The organism is Alphaproteobacteria bacterium (genome assembly GCA_037200005.1).
Lineage (GTDB): Bacteria > Pseudomonadota > Alphaproteobacteria > UBA9219 > RFNS01 > JBBCGY01.
In genome coordinates this window covers 1606541-1620858 of record JBBCGY010000001.1, presented here as the reverse complement: position 1 = coordinate 1620858, position 14318 = coordinate 1606541, and the positions used below count along the sequence as shown (strand labels likewise).

Annotated in this window: 15 protein-coding genes and 3 pseudogenes; 9 read left to right on the top strand and 9 right to left on the bottom strand. The window is 59.4% G+C overall.

From position 1 onward, the window contains the following. Nucleotides 1-82: 82 nt before the first annotated feature. Nucleotides 83-1481: pseudogene (locus WDO70_08505) on the bottom strand (nitronate monooxygenase). A 149-nt stretch (nucleotides 1482-1630) separates the two neighbouring features. On the opposite strand from WDO70_08505, the gene WDO70_08500 reads away from it, so the two are divergent. The 3 genes from WDO70_08500 to WDO70_08490 all read left to right on the top strand — a co-directional run bounded on the left by WDO70_08500 (nucleotide 1631) and on the right by WDO70_08490 (nucleotide 3739). Then, nucleotides 1631-2203: a hypothetical protein gene (locus WDO70_08500; GenBank protein ID MEJ0063226.1), complete on the top strand. Its 573-nt coding sequence runs from the start codon at nucleotides 1631-1633 to the stop codon at nucleotides 2201-2203. A gap of 133 nt (nucleotides 2204-2336) precedes the next feature. Next, entirely contained in the window at nucleotides 2337-2747 is a 411-nt protein-coding gene (locus WDO70_08495; GenBank protein ID MEJ0063225.1) for a hypothetical protein, read from the top strand. Continuing rightward, nucleotides 2723-3739 carry a hypothetical protein gene (locus WDO70_08490; GenBank protein MEJ0063224.1) on the top strand — a complete coding sequence of 339 codons (1017 nt, stop codon included), beginning with the start codon at nucleotides 2723-2725 and terminating at the stop codon, nucleotides 3737-3739. The genes WDO70_08495 and WDO70_08490 overlap by 25 nt, the downstream gene beginning before the upstream one ends. An 86-nt stretch (nucleotides 3740-3825) precedes the next feature. Here WDO70_08490 and WDO70_08485 read toward each other — a convergent pair whose 3' ends face one another. Next, the gene (locus WDO70_08485; protein ID MEJ0063223.1) at nucleotides 3826-4086 is read right to left on the bottom strand and encodes a hypothetical protein; all 261 of its coding nucleotides are present in this window, start codon (nucleotides 4084-4086) and stop codon (nucleotides 3826-3828) included. Between WDO70_08485 and WDO70_08480 the strand changes: the two genes are divergently transcribed. The 3 genes from WDO70_08480 (at nucleotide 4085) to WDO70_08470 (ending at nucleotide 6030) form a co-directional block, all read left to right on the top strand. Continuing rightward, nucleotides 4085-4348 carry a hypothetical protein gene (locus WDO70_08480; protein MEJ0063222.1) on the top strand — a complete coding sequence of 88 codons (264 nt, stop codon included), beginning with the start codon at nucleotides 4085-4087 and terminating at the stop codon, nucleotides 4346-4348. The two genes, WDO70_08485 and WDO70_08480, sit on opposite strands and share 2 nt — an antisense overlap. A 553-nt stretch (nucleotides 4349-4901) precedes the next feature. Further along, entirely contained in the window at nucleotides 4902-5537 is a 636-nt protein-coding gene (locus WDO70_08475) for a hypothetical protein (protein MEJ0063221.1), read from the top strand. Between the two features lie 193 nt (nucleotides 5538-5730). Beyond that, the gene (locus WDO70_08470) at nucleotides 5731-6030 is read left to right on the top strand and encodes a hypothetical protein (protein MEJ0063220.1); all 300 of its coding nucleotides are present in this window, start codon (nucleotides 5731-5733) and stop codon (nucleotides 6028-6030) included. On the opposite strand, the gene WDO70_08465 is transcribed toward WDO70_08470, so the two are convergent. From WDO70_08465 to rbfA, 7 genes and pseudogenes are all read right to left on the bottom strand, one after another. Beyond that, nucleotides 6014-6520 (bottom strand): redoxin family protein, encoded by a 507-nt coding sequence (locus WDO70_08465; protein ID MEJ0063219.1) that lies wholly within the window; start codon nucleotides 6518-6520, stop codon nucleotides 6014-6016. The two genes, WDO70_08470 and WDO70_08465, sit on opposite strands and share 17 nt — an antisense overlap. A gap of 180 nt (nucleotides 6521-6700) precedes the next feature. After that, nucleotides 6701-8816 (bottom strand): annotated as a pseudogene (gene pnp / locus WDO70_08460) (polyribonucleotide nucleotidyltransferase). A gap of 61 nt (nucleotides 8817-8877) precedes the next feature. Further along, on the bottom strand, nucleotides 8878-9246 hold the full coding sequence (locus WDO70_08455) for a GNAT family N-acetyltransferase (protein ID MEJ0063218.1): 369 nt from the start codon (nucleotides 9244-9246) through the stop codon (nucleotides 8878-8880). 96 nt (nucleotides 9247-9342) lie between these two features. Then, nucleotides 9343-9612 (bottom strand): 30S ribosomal protein S15, encoded by a 270-nt coding sequence (gene rpsO / locus WDO70_08450; GenBank protein ID MEJ0063217.1) that lies wholly within the window; start codon nucleotides 9610-9612, stop codon nucleotides 9343-9345. Nucleotides 9613-9630: 18 nt separating this feature from the next. Further along, nucleotides 9631-10521: a tRNA pseudouridine(55) synthase TruB gene (truB, locus tag WDO70_08445; GenBank protein MEJ0063216.1), complete on the bottom strand. Its 891-nt coding sequence runs from the start codon at nucleotides 10519-10521 to the stop codon at nucleotides 9631-9633. 67 nt (nucleotides 10522-10588) lie between these two features. Next, nucleotides 10589-11494 (bottom strand): hypothetical protein, encoded by a 906-nt coding sequence (locus WDO70_08440; GenBank protein MEJ0063215.1) that lies wholly within the window; start codon nucleotides 11492-11494, stop codon nucleotides 10589-10591. An 88-nt stretch (nucleotides 11495-11582) separates the two neighbouring features. Continuing rightward, nucleotides 11583-11966, bottom strand: coding sequence for a 30S ribosome-binding factor RbfA (rbfA, locus tag WDO70_08435; protein ID MEJ0063214.1), 384 nt, complete (start codon nucleotides 11964-11966; stop codon nucleotides 11583-11585). 161 nt (nucleotides 11967-12127) lie between these two features. Between rbfA and WDO70_08430 the strand changes: the two genes are divergently transcribed. The 3 genes and pseudogenes from WDO70_08430 (at nucleotide 12128) to metK (ending at nucleotide 14233) form a co-directional block, all read left to right on the top strand. Continuing rightward, nucleotides 12128-12676, top strand: coding sequence for a hypothetical protein (locus tag WDO70_08430; protein ID MEJ0063213.1), 549 nt, complete (start codon nucleotides 12128-12130; stop codon nucleotides 12674-12676). A gap of 10 nt (nucleotides 12677-12686) precedes the next feature. After that, nucleotides 12687-12998, top strand: a complete 312-nt coding sequence (locus WDO70_08425; GenBank protein ID MEJ0063212.1) for a hypothetical protein — start codon at nucleotides 12687-12689, stop codon at nucleotides 12996-12998. Nucleotides 12999-13064: 66 nt separating this feature from the next. After that, nucleotides 13065-14233 (top strand): annotated as a pseudogene (gene metK / locus WDO70_08420) (methionine adenosyltransferase). Nucleotides 14234-14318 lie beyond the last annotated feature (85 nt).

Below are 14318 nucleotides of genomic sequence, written 5' to 3'. Positions count from 1 at the left end.
CAAGGTGGCCTGTCAAGGTGGCCTGTCAAGGTGGCCTGTCAAGGTGGCCTGTCAAGGTGGCCTGTCAAGGCCGTCGGATAAGTTAGAACCCCGATGCAATCCGTTCGACGAGCTGCTTGACCGTCGGGACGAAGCCGTCCGCGTAAAACGGGTCTTTGGCGAAGCGATAGGCGTTATGGCCGGAGAACATCAGCTGCTTCTCCACGTCGCCGTCATGGCTGATATTTTGCAGGGTTTTCTGGATGCAGAAGCTGCGCGGATCGGGTTTTTTGCCGGTGGTGTTGGCTTCGTTGACCGCCCAGTTGGAAAAATTGCATGCATTGAGGCAGCCCATGCAGCTGACCTGATCCTGCGTGATCTGCTGCGCCCGCTCCGGCGTGACGAAAATGAGCGTATTGTCCGGCGTGCGCATGCCGCGGCTGAAGCCGGAGGCGGTCCAGGCCTCGACGCGCTTGAAGTCGCCCGCGGTCAGATAGACCGGACGGCCGACCGCGCCGACCTGGAATTCGACGACATGCTCGCCGACCGGTTCCAGCGTATAGGCGACCTGGCGCTCCGAGCGCTCGATCAGTTCCTGCAGGAACGGATTGCGCACGGCGGAGGAATAAAACCCGGTCGGCGAGAATTTGTTGAGAAACACGTCGTTTTCCTTGAGCGCCAGCAGCTTCTTTTTCCAGGCGCCGGAAATCGGGCTTTCCTGGGTCAGCAGAGGCCGCGTGCCGAACTGGAACGCGATCGGGCCAAGCTCGGGATTGTCGAGCCAGTTCTCCCATTCGGAGAGCCACCAGACGCCGCCCGCCATGACGATCGGCACGTTGCCGAGGCCCTGTTCGCGCATATAATCTCGCAAAGCTTTGACGCGGGGGGTAGGGGTCTTCGGGGTGGGCGGGGTCTTCGGAATTGGTGATGCCGTTATGGCCGCCCGCGCGCCAGGGGTCTTCATAGACCACCGCGCCCAGAAGATCGTGGAATTTGCGGAAAGACCGTAGCCACAGCGCGCGGAAGGCGCGCGCCGAAGACACGATGGGGTAATAGGAAACGCCGTAATGGCCGGCGATCTCGGCAAGCTTGTAGGGCATGCCCGCGCCGCAGGTGACGCCGTGGATCAGGCCCTTCGCGCCTTCGAGGATTCCGGTGAGGATGCGTTCCGCCGCGCCCATTTCCCACAAGATGTTCATATGGATGCGGCCCTGCCCGCCGGAGATTTCATGCGCCGTCTGGGCCTGGGCGATGCCGCCCTTGATCGAATAGGCGACGAGTTCCTCATGCCGGTTACGGCGAGTTTTGCCGTTGTAAACCTGCTGAAGGATTTGGCCGTTGTCGTCATAGGAATCGGCATTGACGCCGGAAAAAGTTCCCACGCCTCCCGCGGCGGCCCATGCGCCGGAGCTTTCGCCGTTGGATACGGAAATTCCTTTTCCGCCTTCGATTAAAGGCAAGACTTCGCGCCCAGAGATGCGCAATGGCGTTAGATTTTTCACGACGAGGCTGGTCCAGAAGTTGTTGGCTGCCAAAGTATAGACGCCTTTTGGCGGCACTGACTACCGATTTGTATCCGATTCAGGCAATTTTCCTTATTACTTTCGGGCTTTGGACTTTATAATCCGTCCCATATTCCAAGGAGATAATAATGCCATCGATATCGGGCGAAGCGGATTATTCCATCCGGAACGCTTTCAGTTCCGCCGCGACGACCACTCAGGTCGTCAACGGATTGCGCGTATTATCGCATATTCTGCCCCATAAGGATTATGCGAACCCCTCTATCATCGCCAGAACCGTCAAGATCGCGCTGGGGGATGGGAGCGAGATTGCGCGCCAGGAGGCGAACAACGCCCTGGTTTGTTTGATTCGCCAGCATCCGGAATGTACGCCCGCGATTCTCAAGGAACTGGACGACAAGGGAGCTAATCCCCGCACGCCGGATACGCGCCCTTATTTCCGCGAGGCCGCGCAGGCGAGTCTAGGCGTTTTGCTTCGCCATTGCCCCGCTTTGGTTCCGGACATCTTGCCTTATGCCAGGGACGCTCTTCTGGACGATAGCAGACGGGTTCAGAATGCTGGATTGAGGAATATACGCTTGATCGGCGATCTTTATCCTGAGTTTAAGCCTGCCGCTGAGGACGCCGTTCGATTGTATACGGCCGCTTCCCGAACGCGGGAAAGCAGCCTCAGAACCGCGCGCCGCTATGGGCTGCATTGATTGGTAATTCCGGCCTTATGGTTTACGAGACATTAACCGCCTCGTGAGCCGCCGAGCGGCCTGAAATTAAATCCTTATTTTCTAAAATCGGTCAAATCGGATAGACTGTAGATTGTCCATTGCCGGAAAGCCCATGCTGCGCGCGCCGAAGATGAAACCGAGGAATCCGCCGGACGAAGCGGTTTGCTTCATCGGCGAATATCGCCAGATCGTGCTTTTTGCACCTGTTCTGAAGGCGGAGCCGCGTAGTTTCAGCATCGAGGGCCGGGTGGTCGCGCTTTATGACGGCGCGGGCCACCCGCTTGCGCCGCGCTTCGCGGTCGGGCCGCAAGCCCTTGCCTCGCTCGAAGCCGATCATGAACTGATCGTGGCGGAAACCGATGAAGCCGGCCCAGTGCGGACGACACTACGCGTTCGCAGGCGGGAGCACGCGATGGCTGAAAAATTTACCCCCGAACAACGCGCCGAGGCTGCCGAGAATCTTGGCGCCGTCGTCCGCAAGGGCGGTCGTTTGAAGCCATGGCAGATAAATTTCTGGGCGTGATTCTGCCCAGGGCCGTTATCGGCATGATAGGCTGGGTAACTTTTCTCGGGGGCCCCCAGCGGAAGCTGACCCACCTTTTGACCCCGTCCAAGGAAGTGCCGGCCCAGCTTGCTCAAGCACCGGCACCGCAGGCTGTCGACACCAAGATGCAGAACGCCGTGGATTATATCGCCGCGCAAAGCAAGGGCGGCGGCATGCATCTTGCCGAAGGAGATTTGGATGTTCCCGCAGCGGCATATCTTATCCGCACGAACGATGCCTGGCTGCGACAGGGGTTATCTCGGACTCGACCGGGCTATGCCGAATTGCGTCAACGATTTGCCCCGCTTTTTCAGGCGGCCGATATAGAGTTGGCGCGCCAAGGCTATCAAGCCGGTCCCCGGCCGATCGCGGCCTTAACCCGCGCGGATTTGGCCAATATGAGCGGCGCTTTCGGCGGGACGAATAATCTGGCCGGCAAAGACGCCGAAAAAATGACGCGCATCATGATGTATGCCGAGGAGAAAATCCACGACAGGGAAGCGAAGCTCGCGCCCGGCGATCTGGATGCGCGCGGCATACTCTATCTTCTGAACCGCGCTTATGACGGCACCAAAGAGGGTCGTTATAGTAACGACCTTAACGGGGCGATTTGGGACATAGAGGCGAAAGCATCTCCTGCCTATAAGGAGGCAGAAAAAATGTCGTGCATTCTGGACTATGCCGACAGCCGGTTGCGCGGCGAAGATGCGAGCGTTAATGCCGCGGATATGAATGCGCGCACCGCCCTTGCTCTTACGCGATTGAGCGTCGCCGTAACGAAAATCTATGGCGAGGATAACGGTCTCACCAAAGCCATGCCGGAACTGCGCAAGAAATTTCCCCACGTATTCCGCGCGGCGGACGCCATGGCGGCGCGGGAAGCGCCGTTGGCTTCAGCTAGCGGCGCCCCGGCACGTCCCGTTCATGTTCCCAGGCTTGCTTCCGCTCATAAGGCCGATCCGCATATTTGACGCCGCACGGATTTCATTGAGTTATGGTTTATGAATTCTTAATCGGCATGATGCGCCGCCGCCGACGCTGAAATTAAATCCTTATTTTATAAAATCGGCGAAAATCGGATAGGATAAAGAGCAAGCATTTTACTGGAAAGCCCATGCCGCGCCCGCCAGGAATGAAATCGCGACAAGCGCACGATGAGACGGCTTGCTCCATCGGCGAGCATGGACGGCTCGCGCTTTTCGTTCCGGCTCGCAGGCGGGAGCGCGCCGATGGCTGATGAATTCACGCCGAACAGCGCGCCGAGGCCGCCGAGAATCTTGGCGCGGTCGTCCGCAAGGGCGGGGCGTTTTGAAGTCATGGCCGGAAAATTTCTGAATAACGTTCGCCGCACGATTGCTATCGGTATAGGGACTGCTATCGGCATAGCGGGGGGCGTTGCTTTCACGGCGGCATCAAGCACCCAAGAGACCCCCAAGCTTTCCGAGCGCATGGCGCGCGCCGACATTTTCTCGGGCAATATTCCCGACGATCCTCAACTGCAGATCAATGCCAAGAGCAGGCAGGGCTGGAATTCCAGGCCGCCATCGATAATGACCCGCGCACGCGCGGCAAGATTCTGATCGTCGATTCCTCGCGCTTCAACGATACGGAGCGTTTCGCGCAAGAAGTCGAAAGGGCGACCGCCGCTCTTCCTCCCGTTAATCCCGCGAGCGCGAAACAGGCGGTGGCGTGGCTGCGCAACAGGATGAATGAGGCGAAGAGCGGGAATCTGCTCGAGGATACTCGATCCGCCAACGCTCCATCCACCGCTGCTTCATCATCCGTTCTTCCGATCCGTTCGCGGGTGGCTTTCACTCCTATAAAGATATCAGCCAAGCCGTGCTCAGGAAAGCAGTCGCTGGGGCCTATCCTACGGCCGGGACAAGTATTGCCGATGCTACCTACTTTTGTCTTGCGTTGACCGATCCTTACAAGTCGGAGTCTCCTTTCTCCGGCGCTGATTATATTCCCGGGCATGAGGCTTTCCACGGCATCGGCGGCGTCGCGCCGGAGGAGAAGCGATAAGACGCCGCAGATGTACGATACCCGCAAGGAAATGATCGCCGACGCTGGTATATGGCTATGGCGAATTCAGCGGGGCGAGAAAAAATGGCGCGAGAACCATGAGGAAGCTTGGAAGACGGCCTGAAGAAAGATATCGCGGCGATATATAAGAATAAGAGTTATGACTTCCAGCATTTCACGGCCCCGGCGCTCGATTTAGTTCTTGCCGATTTGATCAATCCCCCGCAAGACGGCACGCTCAATCTGCGCGAAAAGCTCAAAGGGATGCCCATCAGCGAGATCGGGGATTTGGCGCGGGATGATTATGCCCATCGCGGCGCGAAGAATTTCTGGCGCGACATGACGCCGGAGCAGTCGAAAGAATCCGACAAGAAAATGCAGGCCGCGATAGATTTCCGTGACGGGAAAAATACCGATCTTTCCGCCAGCGACATCGATGCGCGCAGCGCCGCATTTTTAATTCGTATCGGCGATCTTGATCCTAAATTTTCCGGGCTTCTCAGCCCTTTAATCGAGCGCATGCCTGATAGGTTTCATGAGGGACGTCAGCGTTTATCGCAAGAGGGCTATCAGCCGCCGCCGCCGCCGCCGCCTTCGCCGTCGGATTTGACGACGCAGATAAAGGTTGCCGATCTGGCGGGAATCTTCGGCCCCAGAAACGAGGACGGAACTTTCAAGGACGAGGCGATGCGCCCGCGTGAACGCCTTCGCCGATCTAGCGGGGGGAATGCAGGGTATTGGTAATGATGGTCCCCTGCCGTCGCCCCCCGCCAATCTTGACGCGCGCGGCATGTTTTACCTGCTCGCCTATGACGCTAGTCAGGGGGGTATGGGCGCGGAGGGTGCCGAGCACGGATCCTTTCTTAACACGGGGTTGGCTTTCACGCTTAATGATTTGCAACAAGCAGACAAGCCTGCCTTCAGGCAGGCTAAACACATGGCCTATGCGCTCAACTTCGCCAGCGATAGGCTGGAGGGGACAAAAACCGAGTTGGCGGCCAAGGACGTCAATCCGCAGACGGCGCAGATGCTGGAAAAGCTGAGCCAAGCGGCGGCGGAAAACTATGGCGAGGATAACGGCCTGACTAAAGCCATGCCGGAACTGCGCGAAAAATTTCCCACGCAGTTCCGCGCGGCGGAAGCGCTGACGGCAAAAGAAAATGCCGCCGCCAATCCTCTCGTCAAAGCATCCGTGACGCTGGCGCCGTCAGGCAGACGGCTCAATCCGCATATTTGACGCCGCAGCCATACGCCGTGGCATGGGTTTTGACGGGCTGCTGGCCCGCGGCTAAGGCGTCGACAGCGGCTTTCACATAATTTTCCGCGCCGGGGACGTCTTCGGGATTATAGGTCGGCTTGTCGTCGATGGCTCCGGCATAAGCGACGACGCCCGCTTTATCGATCACGAACATATGCGGCGTCGATTTCGCGCCATAGAGCCGTCCCAGCTTTCCTTCCGGATCGAGGATATAGGCGGTGGGCGTGGATTTGACTTCCGCCAGCACCGTTTTCGCGGTTTCGGGAGTCAGGTGGCCTTGCTTGCCCGGTGCGCCGGAATTGATCGCCAACCACACGACGCCCTTGTCCATCGCGTATTTTTGCAGCGTTTGCATGTTGCCGGTTCCGTAGTGCTTCTTGACGAACGGGCATTCGGGATTGTTCCATTCGAGGACGACGGTCTTGCCTTTGTACTCGGCCCAGCGTTTGCGCTTTATCATCGATGTCATGAACCGAGAAAGCGGGCGCGGGCTTGCCGGGCACGGCATCCGCGATGGCCGGGCTGGATATGAAAAGCGCAAGAGCGGCAAAAGCCAAGGCTGGTAATTTCTTCATGGCGTTCCTCACAGAAATAAAAACGGCGCCGTCTTTCGACGGCGCCGCCATTATGCCCAAGAACGCGGGTGCGATCAACTCGCTTCGCGCTGGCCGAGATCTTCGCCGGTCTTTTGATCGACCTGCTTCATCGACAGCTTGACTTTGCCGCGATCGTCGACGCCGAGAACCTTGACGCGGACTTCCTGGCCGACATCGATGATGTCCGTGACCTTGTTGACGCGGCGGTCGGCAAGCTCCGAGATATGGACCAGGCCGTCGCGCGCGCCGAGGAAATTGACGAACGCGCCGAAATCGACGGTCTTGACGACCTTGCCGACATAGACTTGCCCGATTTCCGGTTCGGCGACGATGCCCTTGATCCAGTTGACGGCGGCTTCGCCCGCTGCCGCGTCCACGGCGGCGACGCGCACGCTGCCGTCATCCTCGATATCGACCTTGGCGCCGGTCGTTTCGCAGATTTCCCGGATGATCTTGCCGCCGGTGCCGATAACCTCGCGGATTTTCTCCTTGGGAATCTTGAAGCTGGTGATGCGCGGGGCGTGTTCGTTGACGCCGTCGCGCGCGCCGGTCATCGCCTTGGCCATTTCGCCGAGGATATGGATGCGGCCGTCCTTCGCCTGCGCCAGAGCGATCTTCATGATCTCCTCGGTGATCGAGGTGATCTTGATGTCCATCTGCAGCGCGGTCACGCCTTTATCCGTGCCCGCCACCTTGAAGTCCATGTCGCCGAGATGGTCCTCGTCGCCGAGAATGTCCGACAGGACGGCGAAGTCCTTGTCTTCCTTGATGAGGCCCATCGCGATGCCCGCGACAGGACGCGCCAGCGGCGCGCCCGCGTCCATCATCGACAGCGAAGCGCCGCAGACGGTGGCCATCGAGCTGGAGCCGTTGGATTCGGTGATCTCCGACACCACGCGAATGGTGTAGGGGAACGCCTCCTTGCTCGGCAGCAGCGGACGGATCGCCCGCCAGGCGAGCTTGCCATGGCCGATTTCGCGGCGTCCGGGGCTGCCCATGCGGCCGGTCTCGCCCACCGAGTAGGGCGGGAAGTTGTAATGCAGCATGAAGTGCTGGCGGTATTCGCCTTCCAGCGCGTCGATGATCTGCTCGTCCTGGCTGGTGCCGAGCGTGGTGACGACCAGCGCCTGGGTTTCGCCGCGCGTGAACAGCGCCGAGCCGTGCGTGCGCGGCAGAAGGCCGACTTCCGAGATGATCGGACGGACGGTCTTGGTGTCGCGCCCGTCGATCCGCTTGCCGGTCTTGAGGATCATGTGCCGGACATGCTCGTATTGCAGATGCTCGACGCCTTCGGCGACGGCTTCCGGAGCGAATGTTTCGGCGGGGATGGAGGCCAGCGCCTTCGCCTTGGCGGCGTCGAGCTTGGCGTAACGCGCCTGCTTGACGGTTTCGCTATAGGCGTCGGCGACATCGCTGCCGATAAGGCTCGTGAGCTGGGCGACCAGCGCCTTCTTGTCGAAAGCCGCCGGGGGCAGATCGCGCGGCTCCTTCGCCGCCATTTCCGCGAGGCCGATGATCAGGTCGATGACCGGCTGGAAGCTCTTATGGCCGAAGGTGACGGCGTCGAGCATCACGGACTCAGGCAGTTCCTTGCTTCGGATTCGACCATCAGCACGCCTTCGCGCGTTCCGGCGACGACAAGCTCCAGCTCGCCCGCCGCGACTTCGTGCATCGGGGGGTTCAGGATGAACTGCCCGTCCTTATAGCCGACGCGCGCCGCGGCGATCGGGCCGAGGAACGGAACGCCGGAAATCGTCAGCGCGGCGGAGCAGCCGATCAGCGCGACGATATCGGGATTGTTTTCGAGGTCGTGCGACAGAACCGTCGCGACGACTTGCGTCTCGCACAGATAGCCCTCGGGGAACAGCGGACGGATCGGGCGGTCGATCAGGCGGCTGATGAGAACTTCGGATTCGGGCGGACGGCCTTCGCGCTTGAAGAAGCCGCGGGAATCTTGCCCGCGGCGTAAGTCTTTTCCTGGTAGTTGACCGTCAGCGGGAAGAAATCCTGCCCCGGCTTGGCTTTTCTCGCCGCGACCACGGTGCAAAGCACGGTCGTGCCGCCCAACGTCGCCACGACGGCGCCGTCGGCCTGGCGGGCCATCTTGCCGGTTTCCAGGACGAGCTTCTTGCCGTCCCACATCATTTCTTTTCTGTAGATATTAAACATGTCCGTCTGTTCCTTTCATGTACAGTTAGACGTCCCCTTCACCCCAATGGCGAAAGGCCTTTCATGCTGCGATTCGCTTCATGAAACCTAGGCGCTGATGTCCGGGAATAAAATCCTCAAGCACAGCATAGCGTGTGTAGCCGAGTTTTTCGTAAAACTCCGGCGCTTCAAAATCGTAAGTCCAAAGATAAATGGAGCGGCATTCGCGCTTCGCGGCCTCTTCTTCCATTGTCTTCATCAATTTTTGTCCCAGCCCTCGGCGGCGTTCGTTCTCTTTCACCCATATCAATTTGATAAAGCCCCAGCCGGGCGCTTGATAGGCGACATAGACCGCGCCCCGGATTTCTCCGGCGGGATCATGATCGAGGACGGCGAAATCCTTATAGACTCTTTTATAGCCGGGCTGGTTCGGCGGCGGCACCGCCAGCACGAGGCCGAGAAGCCGGTCATGCAGGACGGGATCGGCTGATCGACGGCAATCAAACGGTCTTCCTCGACGTTCGGAGACCTCGCCATAGGCGGCTGTCTATTTGCGTATGCCAAGCTTTTCGATGATCTCTTGGTAGCCTTTGACATTCGCGCGCTTGAGATAGTCCAGCATGCGGCGGCGCTTGCTGACGAGCATCAAAAGGCCGCGCCGGGAATGGTGATCCTTGGCGTGGGTCTGGAAATGCTGGGTCAGGTTGGCGATGCGCTCGCTCAGAATCGCGATCTGGACTTCGGGCGAACCCGTGTCATTGGCGGTGTGCGCGTGTTCCTTGATAAGCGCCTGTTTGCGCTCGGCGGTAATCGACATCGTATACTCCTTCATTCTCTATAGGTTGAATCCGCGCACCGGATGCCAAATCCCATCCTTCGGCGCGATCAGCGCCACCGGATTTCCATGATGGGTCGCAAGCACGGGCTGCGTTCCATTAGGATTTGGCAAAATCTCGCCGGGCTGGGGCATAATCCCCTGGCCGTGGCGAAGCAGCCGCGCTTCCCGATCATCGATGACGCGTGCCGGGATGTCGTCCAGCGCCGCGCCAATATCGAGAAGTGCCGTTAAGGCCTCGCCCTTATGCGACAGTTCGGCGAGGTTTTCCAGCGAAATCGCCCTATCGAGCGTAAAAGGCCCACTGCGGTCGCGCCGCAGGGCGGAAACATAGCCGGCTGTGCCCAATTTAAGCGCCAAATCCCGCGCTAGAGACCGGACATAGGTGCCTTTGCCGCAGGTGACGGCGAAGCTGGCGTGATCGTTATCGTCGATAGAAATCAATTGAAAATCAAAGACTTGGACGATACGCGAGGCAAGTTCCACCTTTTCCCCGGCGCGCGCCAGGTCATAGGCCCGCTCGCCCGCGACCTTGATCGCCGAGAAAATCGGCGGGGTCTGGCTGATATCGCCGATGAAGCCGGGCAGCGCGGCGCGTATGGCGGTTTCCGTGGGGCGGACTTCGCTGACGGCGGTCACGTCGCCCTCGGCATCGTCGGTCGTCCGGGCTTCGCCCCAGCGTACCGTGAAGCGATATTCCTTGCGTCCGTCCATGACGAAGGAAATCAGCTTGGTCGCCTCGCCGAAGGCCAGCGGCAGAACCCCGGACGCCAGCGGATCGAGTGTGCCGCCATGCCCAGCTTTTTTCGCGCCAAGCAAACGCCGCGCCTTGCCGAGCGCCTGTGTCGAGCTAAGGCCGAGCGGTTTGTCGAGAATAAGCCATCCATTCATCGGAGGACAGATACCAGAAGACGGAGGATGGACGACAAGATTTCTTTCCGCCGCTATTTCCCGTCGATTATTTCGGTTTGGGGACTGGCAGCTTGGTTGCCGCGAACCCGCCGGGCCGCGTGGGCGTGCGCTTGGGGCCGACCTTGGGGGTGGGCCTGGGGATGGGCTGGCTAGGCTTTTTCTCTAGCTTTGCCGGATGCCTCGACGTCGGCCGCACCGCGAAAGTCTGGAGCGGCGTCGCGCTGCGGCGGATTCCCGGCAATGGCGGCGGCGCTTCTTCGGGAAGAATCTGCGGCAAAGCGCGATGTAAACTGGCGGTCAAAGCGCGGACATTGCTGCCGCCGCGTTCTTTGGCGTCTCTGAAGAATTCGGCGCTGGCGAGATTGCCGGTGCAGGCCTCGACGGCGAAACGCGCGGTATTGATCTCCGCCAGCATCTCGGGAGGAAATTGCTCGGGCAGCCTGTAAAGGACGTCGAAAACCTTCAGCGCTTCGATGCCGCTAGGGCCGCCGCGAACCGCCGTCACCGCGAGTTCGGTCAGGCGGACATGGCGCGCTTCTTCCCATAGATTCACCGTCTCGAGCGCGACGAGCCGCGCGCGCTGGGCCGGATCGCCTTCATGGTCATGGAGAAGAATACCCTTGAGGTTGGGCAAGGAGGATTTCAGCGACCGGGCGAGATTCTTGATCGCGGGGTTTTTGTTTTGCAGCGCCGCGTTGAAATTGTCGGTATGGGCGCGCACGCCTTTATGCGCGAATACGGCGCTCACCACGACGGCGGCTTCCTGGCGGATCGGCTCGGGCAAGGAATGATCTTCATGAACATGCATGATGGTCGCGAGCGCCTTATCGGCCTTCTGGCCTCCGCCGGCGGCGATGAGGGCAAGCTTGTTCCAGTCTTGGTGGCGCTCGCCTTCCACTTTCAAAGGCAGGGACTGGGCTTCCGGAAATAGACCGGATGAATGTCTGGCCATTAAAACTCCATGCTTCAAATAGGGCCGTCATAATTTTACGAATGCGATTATAAGGCAAAAAGATGAAAGTAATGCAAACCGGATATGTCTATGATTTTTCTTCGGAATTCAAGTCCTTGGCTACCGAAGGGTCATGCAGGATGCCCTCGATTTTCTTTGCGTAATCGAAGCTTTCGTCCGCCGCGAAAGTCAGGTTGGGCACGAAGCGGAGCTTCACTTCCTTGGCGATGACGTGGCGGAAAAAGCCGATGCCGCCATTCAGCACCTTAACCAGCGGCGCTATATTGCCGCCGCCCAGCGGCATGACATAGGCGGTGGCATTGCGAAGATCGGGGCTGACGCGCACCTCGGTGACCGTGATGGCGGCGGGAGGCGTGAAATCCTCGGGCCAGTGAAAATCGCTGCGCTGAAACACGGCGGCGAGCGCGTGGCGGATTTCTTCTCCCACCCGCAATTGTCGTTCGGAACGCATCGGCGTCCTCCATTTTCATATCGAATTGGTTAAGAGGGATGTATCATAGGACGCATGCCCGCCGAGCATTTATTTTCCGCGTCCGCTAAAAATTCCAATTGGTTTCACGCGCCGTCCAATGTATATCCGAGTATATATTCAATTAGATTAAGGGGAGCAATATGCTTGATATAAACGAGACGGCGGCGCAATTCATTGCCAAAACGCTGGAACAGGCAACGAAGCCGGAAACCAAGCGGGATTGGCTGGGCGTGCTTACGGATTCAGTGCCGCAGCATCCTGGCTTGGTAGACTCCAAGCTCGCATGCCAGATCACCAGGATCGCCCTCACGGAGCATAATTTCAAATTGTGCGAATCCGCCGTCGGCACGCTCTGCGCGATAACGAATCATTGTCCGAAACTTCGGGACAGCATCGAATCCGCTATCGGCGCAATCTCCATGCCGCCCGCGACGGTGGAGGCGCGCAAGAAAAAAGGCTTGCCGGTTCCGGACGATATTCAATTGGTTTTCGCGCTTGCCGATTGGAAAGCCGCGGCAGCCACAAGATGTGGAAATGGGAGCAAGGTAAAAAATATAACGCCGCCGTCTGACGGCTATGCGTGCGCCGGCGACCAGGTCGAAGCGCTCGTGCGAGAGGCTCAACGCACCGTGGGCATGGATTACGGCGGCGGCTTCTCTCCTTCCGGACGGCTGATTCCCACCTGCTGAAGGGAACATTATGACTGCTGAATCGGAAACGCTCGCCGAACCGGAAGTAAGGCGGCTGTGGTTTTTAGCGGCGGCCATTACCGCGACGCCTTCCTTGACGACCAAATTGATTGAATGCGTCCTGAAAAATCCAGGGTCATCCGCTTATACGAATATCGTGCGCGAAGTGGGCCACCGCCTCCATTTGATGGCCAAATATGAATCGCTCACGCTGCAGACAGTCCGCCTGGTTCAGGTGGCGCTGGCGGGCGAGACTCATCCCAACAGGCGAACGATGGGCCGTCTGCTTGGCGAGGCGATCAAGGACATGGTTCCGAAATAAAATATCCGCCCCCTTGATCGCCGCCCGCGATCATGCTGTTCTCTTGCCTCATTTATGTGGGGCAGCATGAGCAAGCATTATCTCTTTACCAGTGAATCCGTCGCCGAAGGCCATCCCGATAAGGTGTGCGACCGCATTTCCGACGCCATCGTCGACATGTATTTGCGTGCCGATCCGCAGGCGCGTCTCGCCATCGAGACGCTCGCCACCACCAACCGCATCGTCATCGCGGGCGAAATGCGCTCGGATGCCAGCTTCAAGCCCGCCGACGTGGTGGAGACCGCCCGCGCCGCCGTGAAGGATATCGGCTATGCGCAAAAGGGATTCCACTGGCAATGGTGCGACGTGGACATGCTGGTTCACGCTCAGTCCGCCGATATCGCGCAAGGCGTCGACGCCAGCGGCAACAAGGACGAGGGCGCGGGCGATCAGGGCATCATGTTCGGCTTCGCCTGCCGCGAGACGCCGCAGCTCATGCCCGCGCCGATCCATTACGCTCACGGGATTCTCCGGTCGCTTGCCGAAGCGCGGCACAGCGGTGCGGCGCCGCTGCTCGGCCCCGACGCCAAGAGCCAGGTGACGCTGGAATATGTGGACGGCAAGCCGGTGCGCGCCGCGCGCATCGTCGTGTCCACGCAGCATGACGACAGCATCGAGCAGGACCAGGTGCGCGAGATCGTCCGTCCGCATGTCGAGCAGATTCTGCCGAAGGGCTGGATGTGCCCCGAGGAGCATTTTTACGTCAACCCGACCGGGCGCTTCGTGATCGGCGGCCCGGACGGCGATACCGGCCTGACGGGACGCAAGATCATCGTCGATACCTATGGCGGCTCCGCGCCGCATGGCGGCGGCGCTTTTTCCGGCAAGGACCCGACCAAGGTCGATCGCTCGGCGGCATACATGGCGCGTTATCTCGCCAAGAATATCGTCGCCGCCGATCTGGCCGACAAATGCACGATCCAGCTTGCCTATGCCATCGGCGTCTCGAAGCCGCTCGCGTCTATGTGAATCTGAACGGCACCGGGCGCGTCGATGAAGAAAAAGTGGTGAGCGTCATCCAGGAGATGGTGAATCTCAGCCCGCGCGGTATTCGCGAGCATCTGAAACTCAACCGTCCCATCTATGCCGCCACCTCCAGCTACGGCCATTTCGGCCGCGAGCCGACGCTCGACGGGCATTTCAGCTGGGAAAAACTCGATCTGGTGCCGGAACTGAAGCGGGCGTTCGGGGCGTAACCATTGATGGCTAAAGGTGCCGTTTTAAACGCGAATCTTAATTATCGTAGCGCTTTCGGCGCGTGAAACTATTTAAACCATAGAT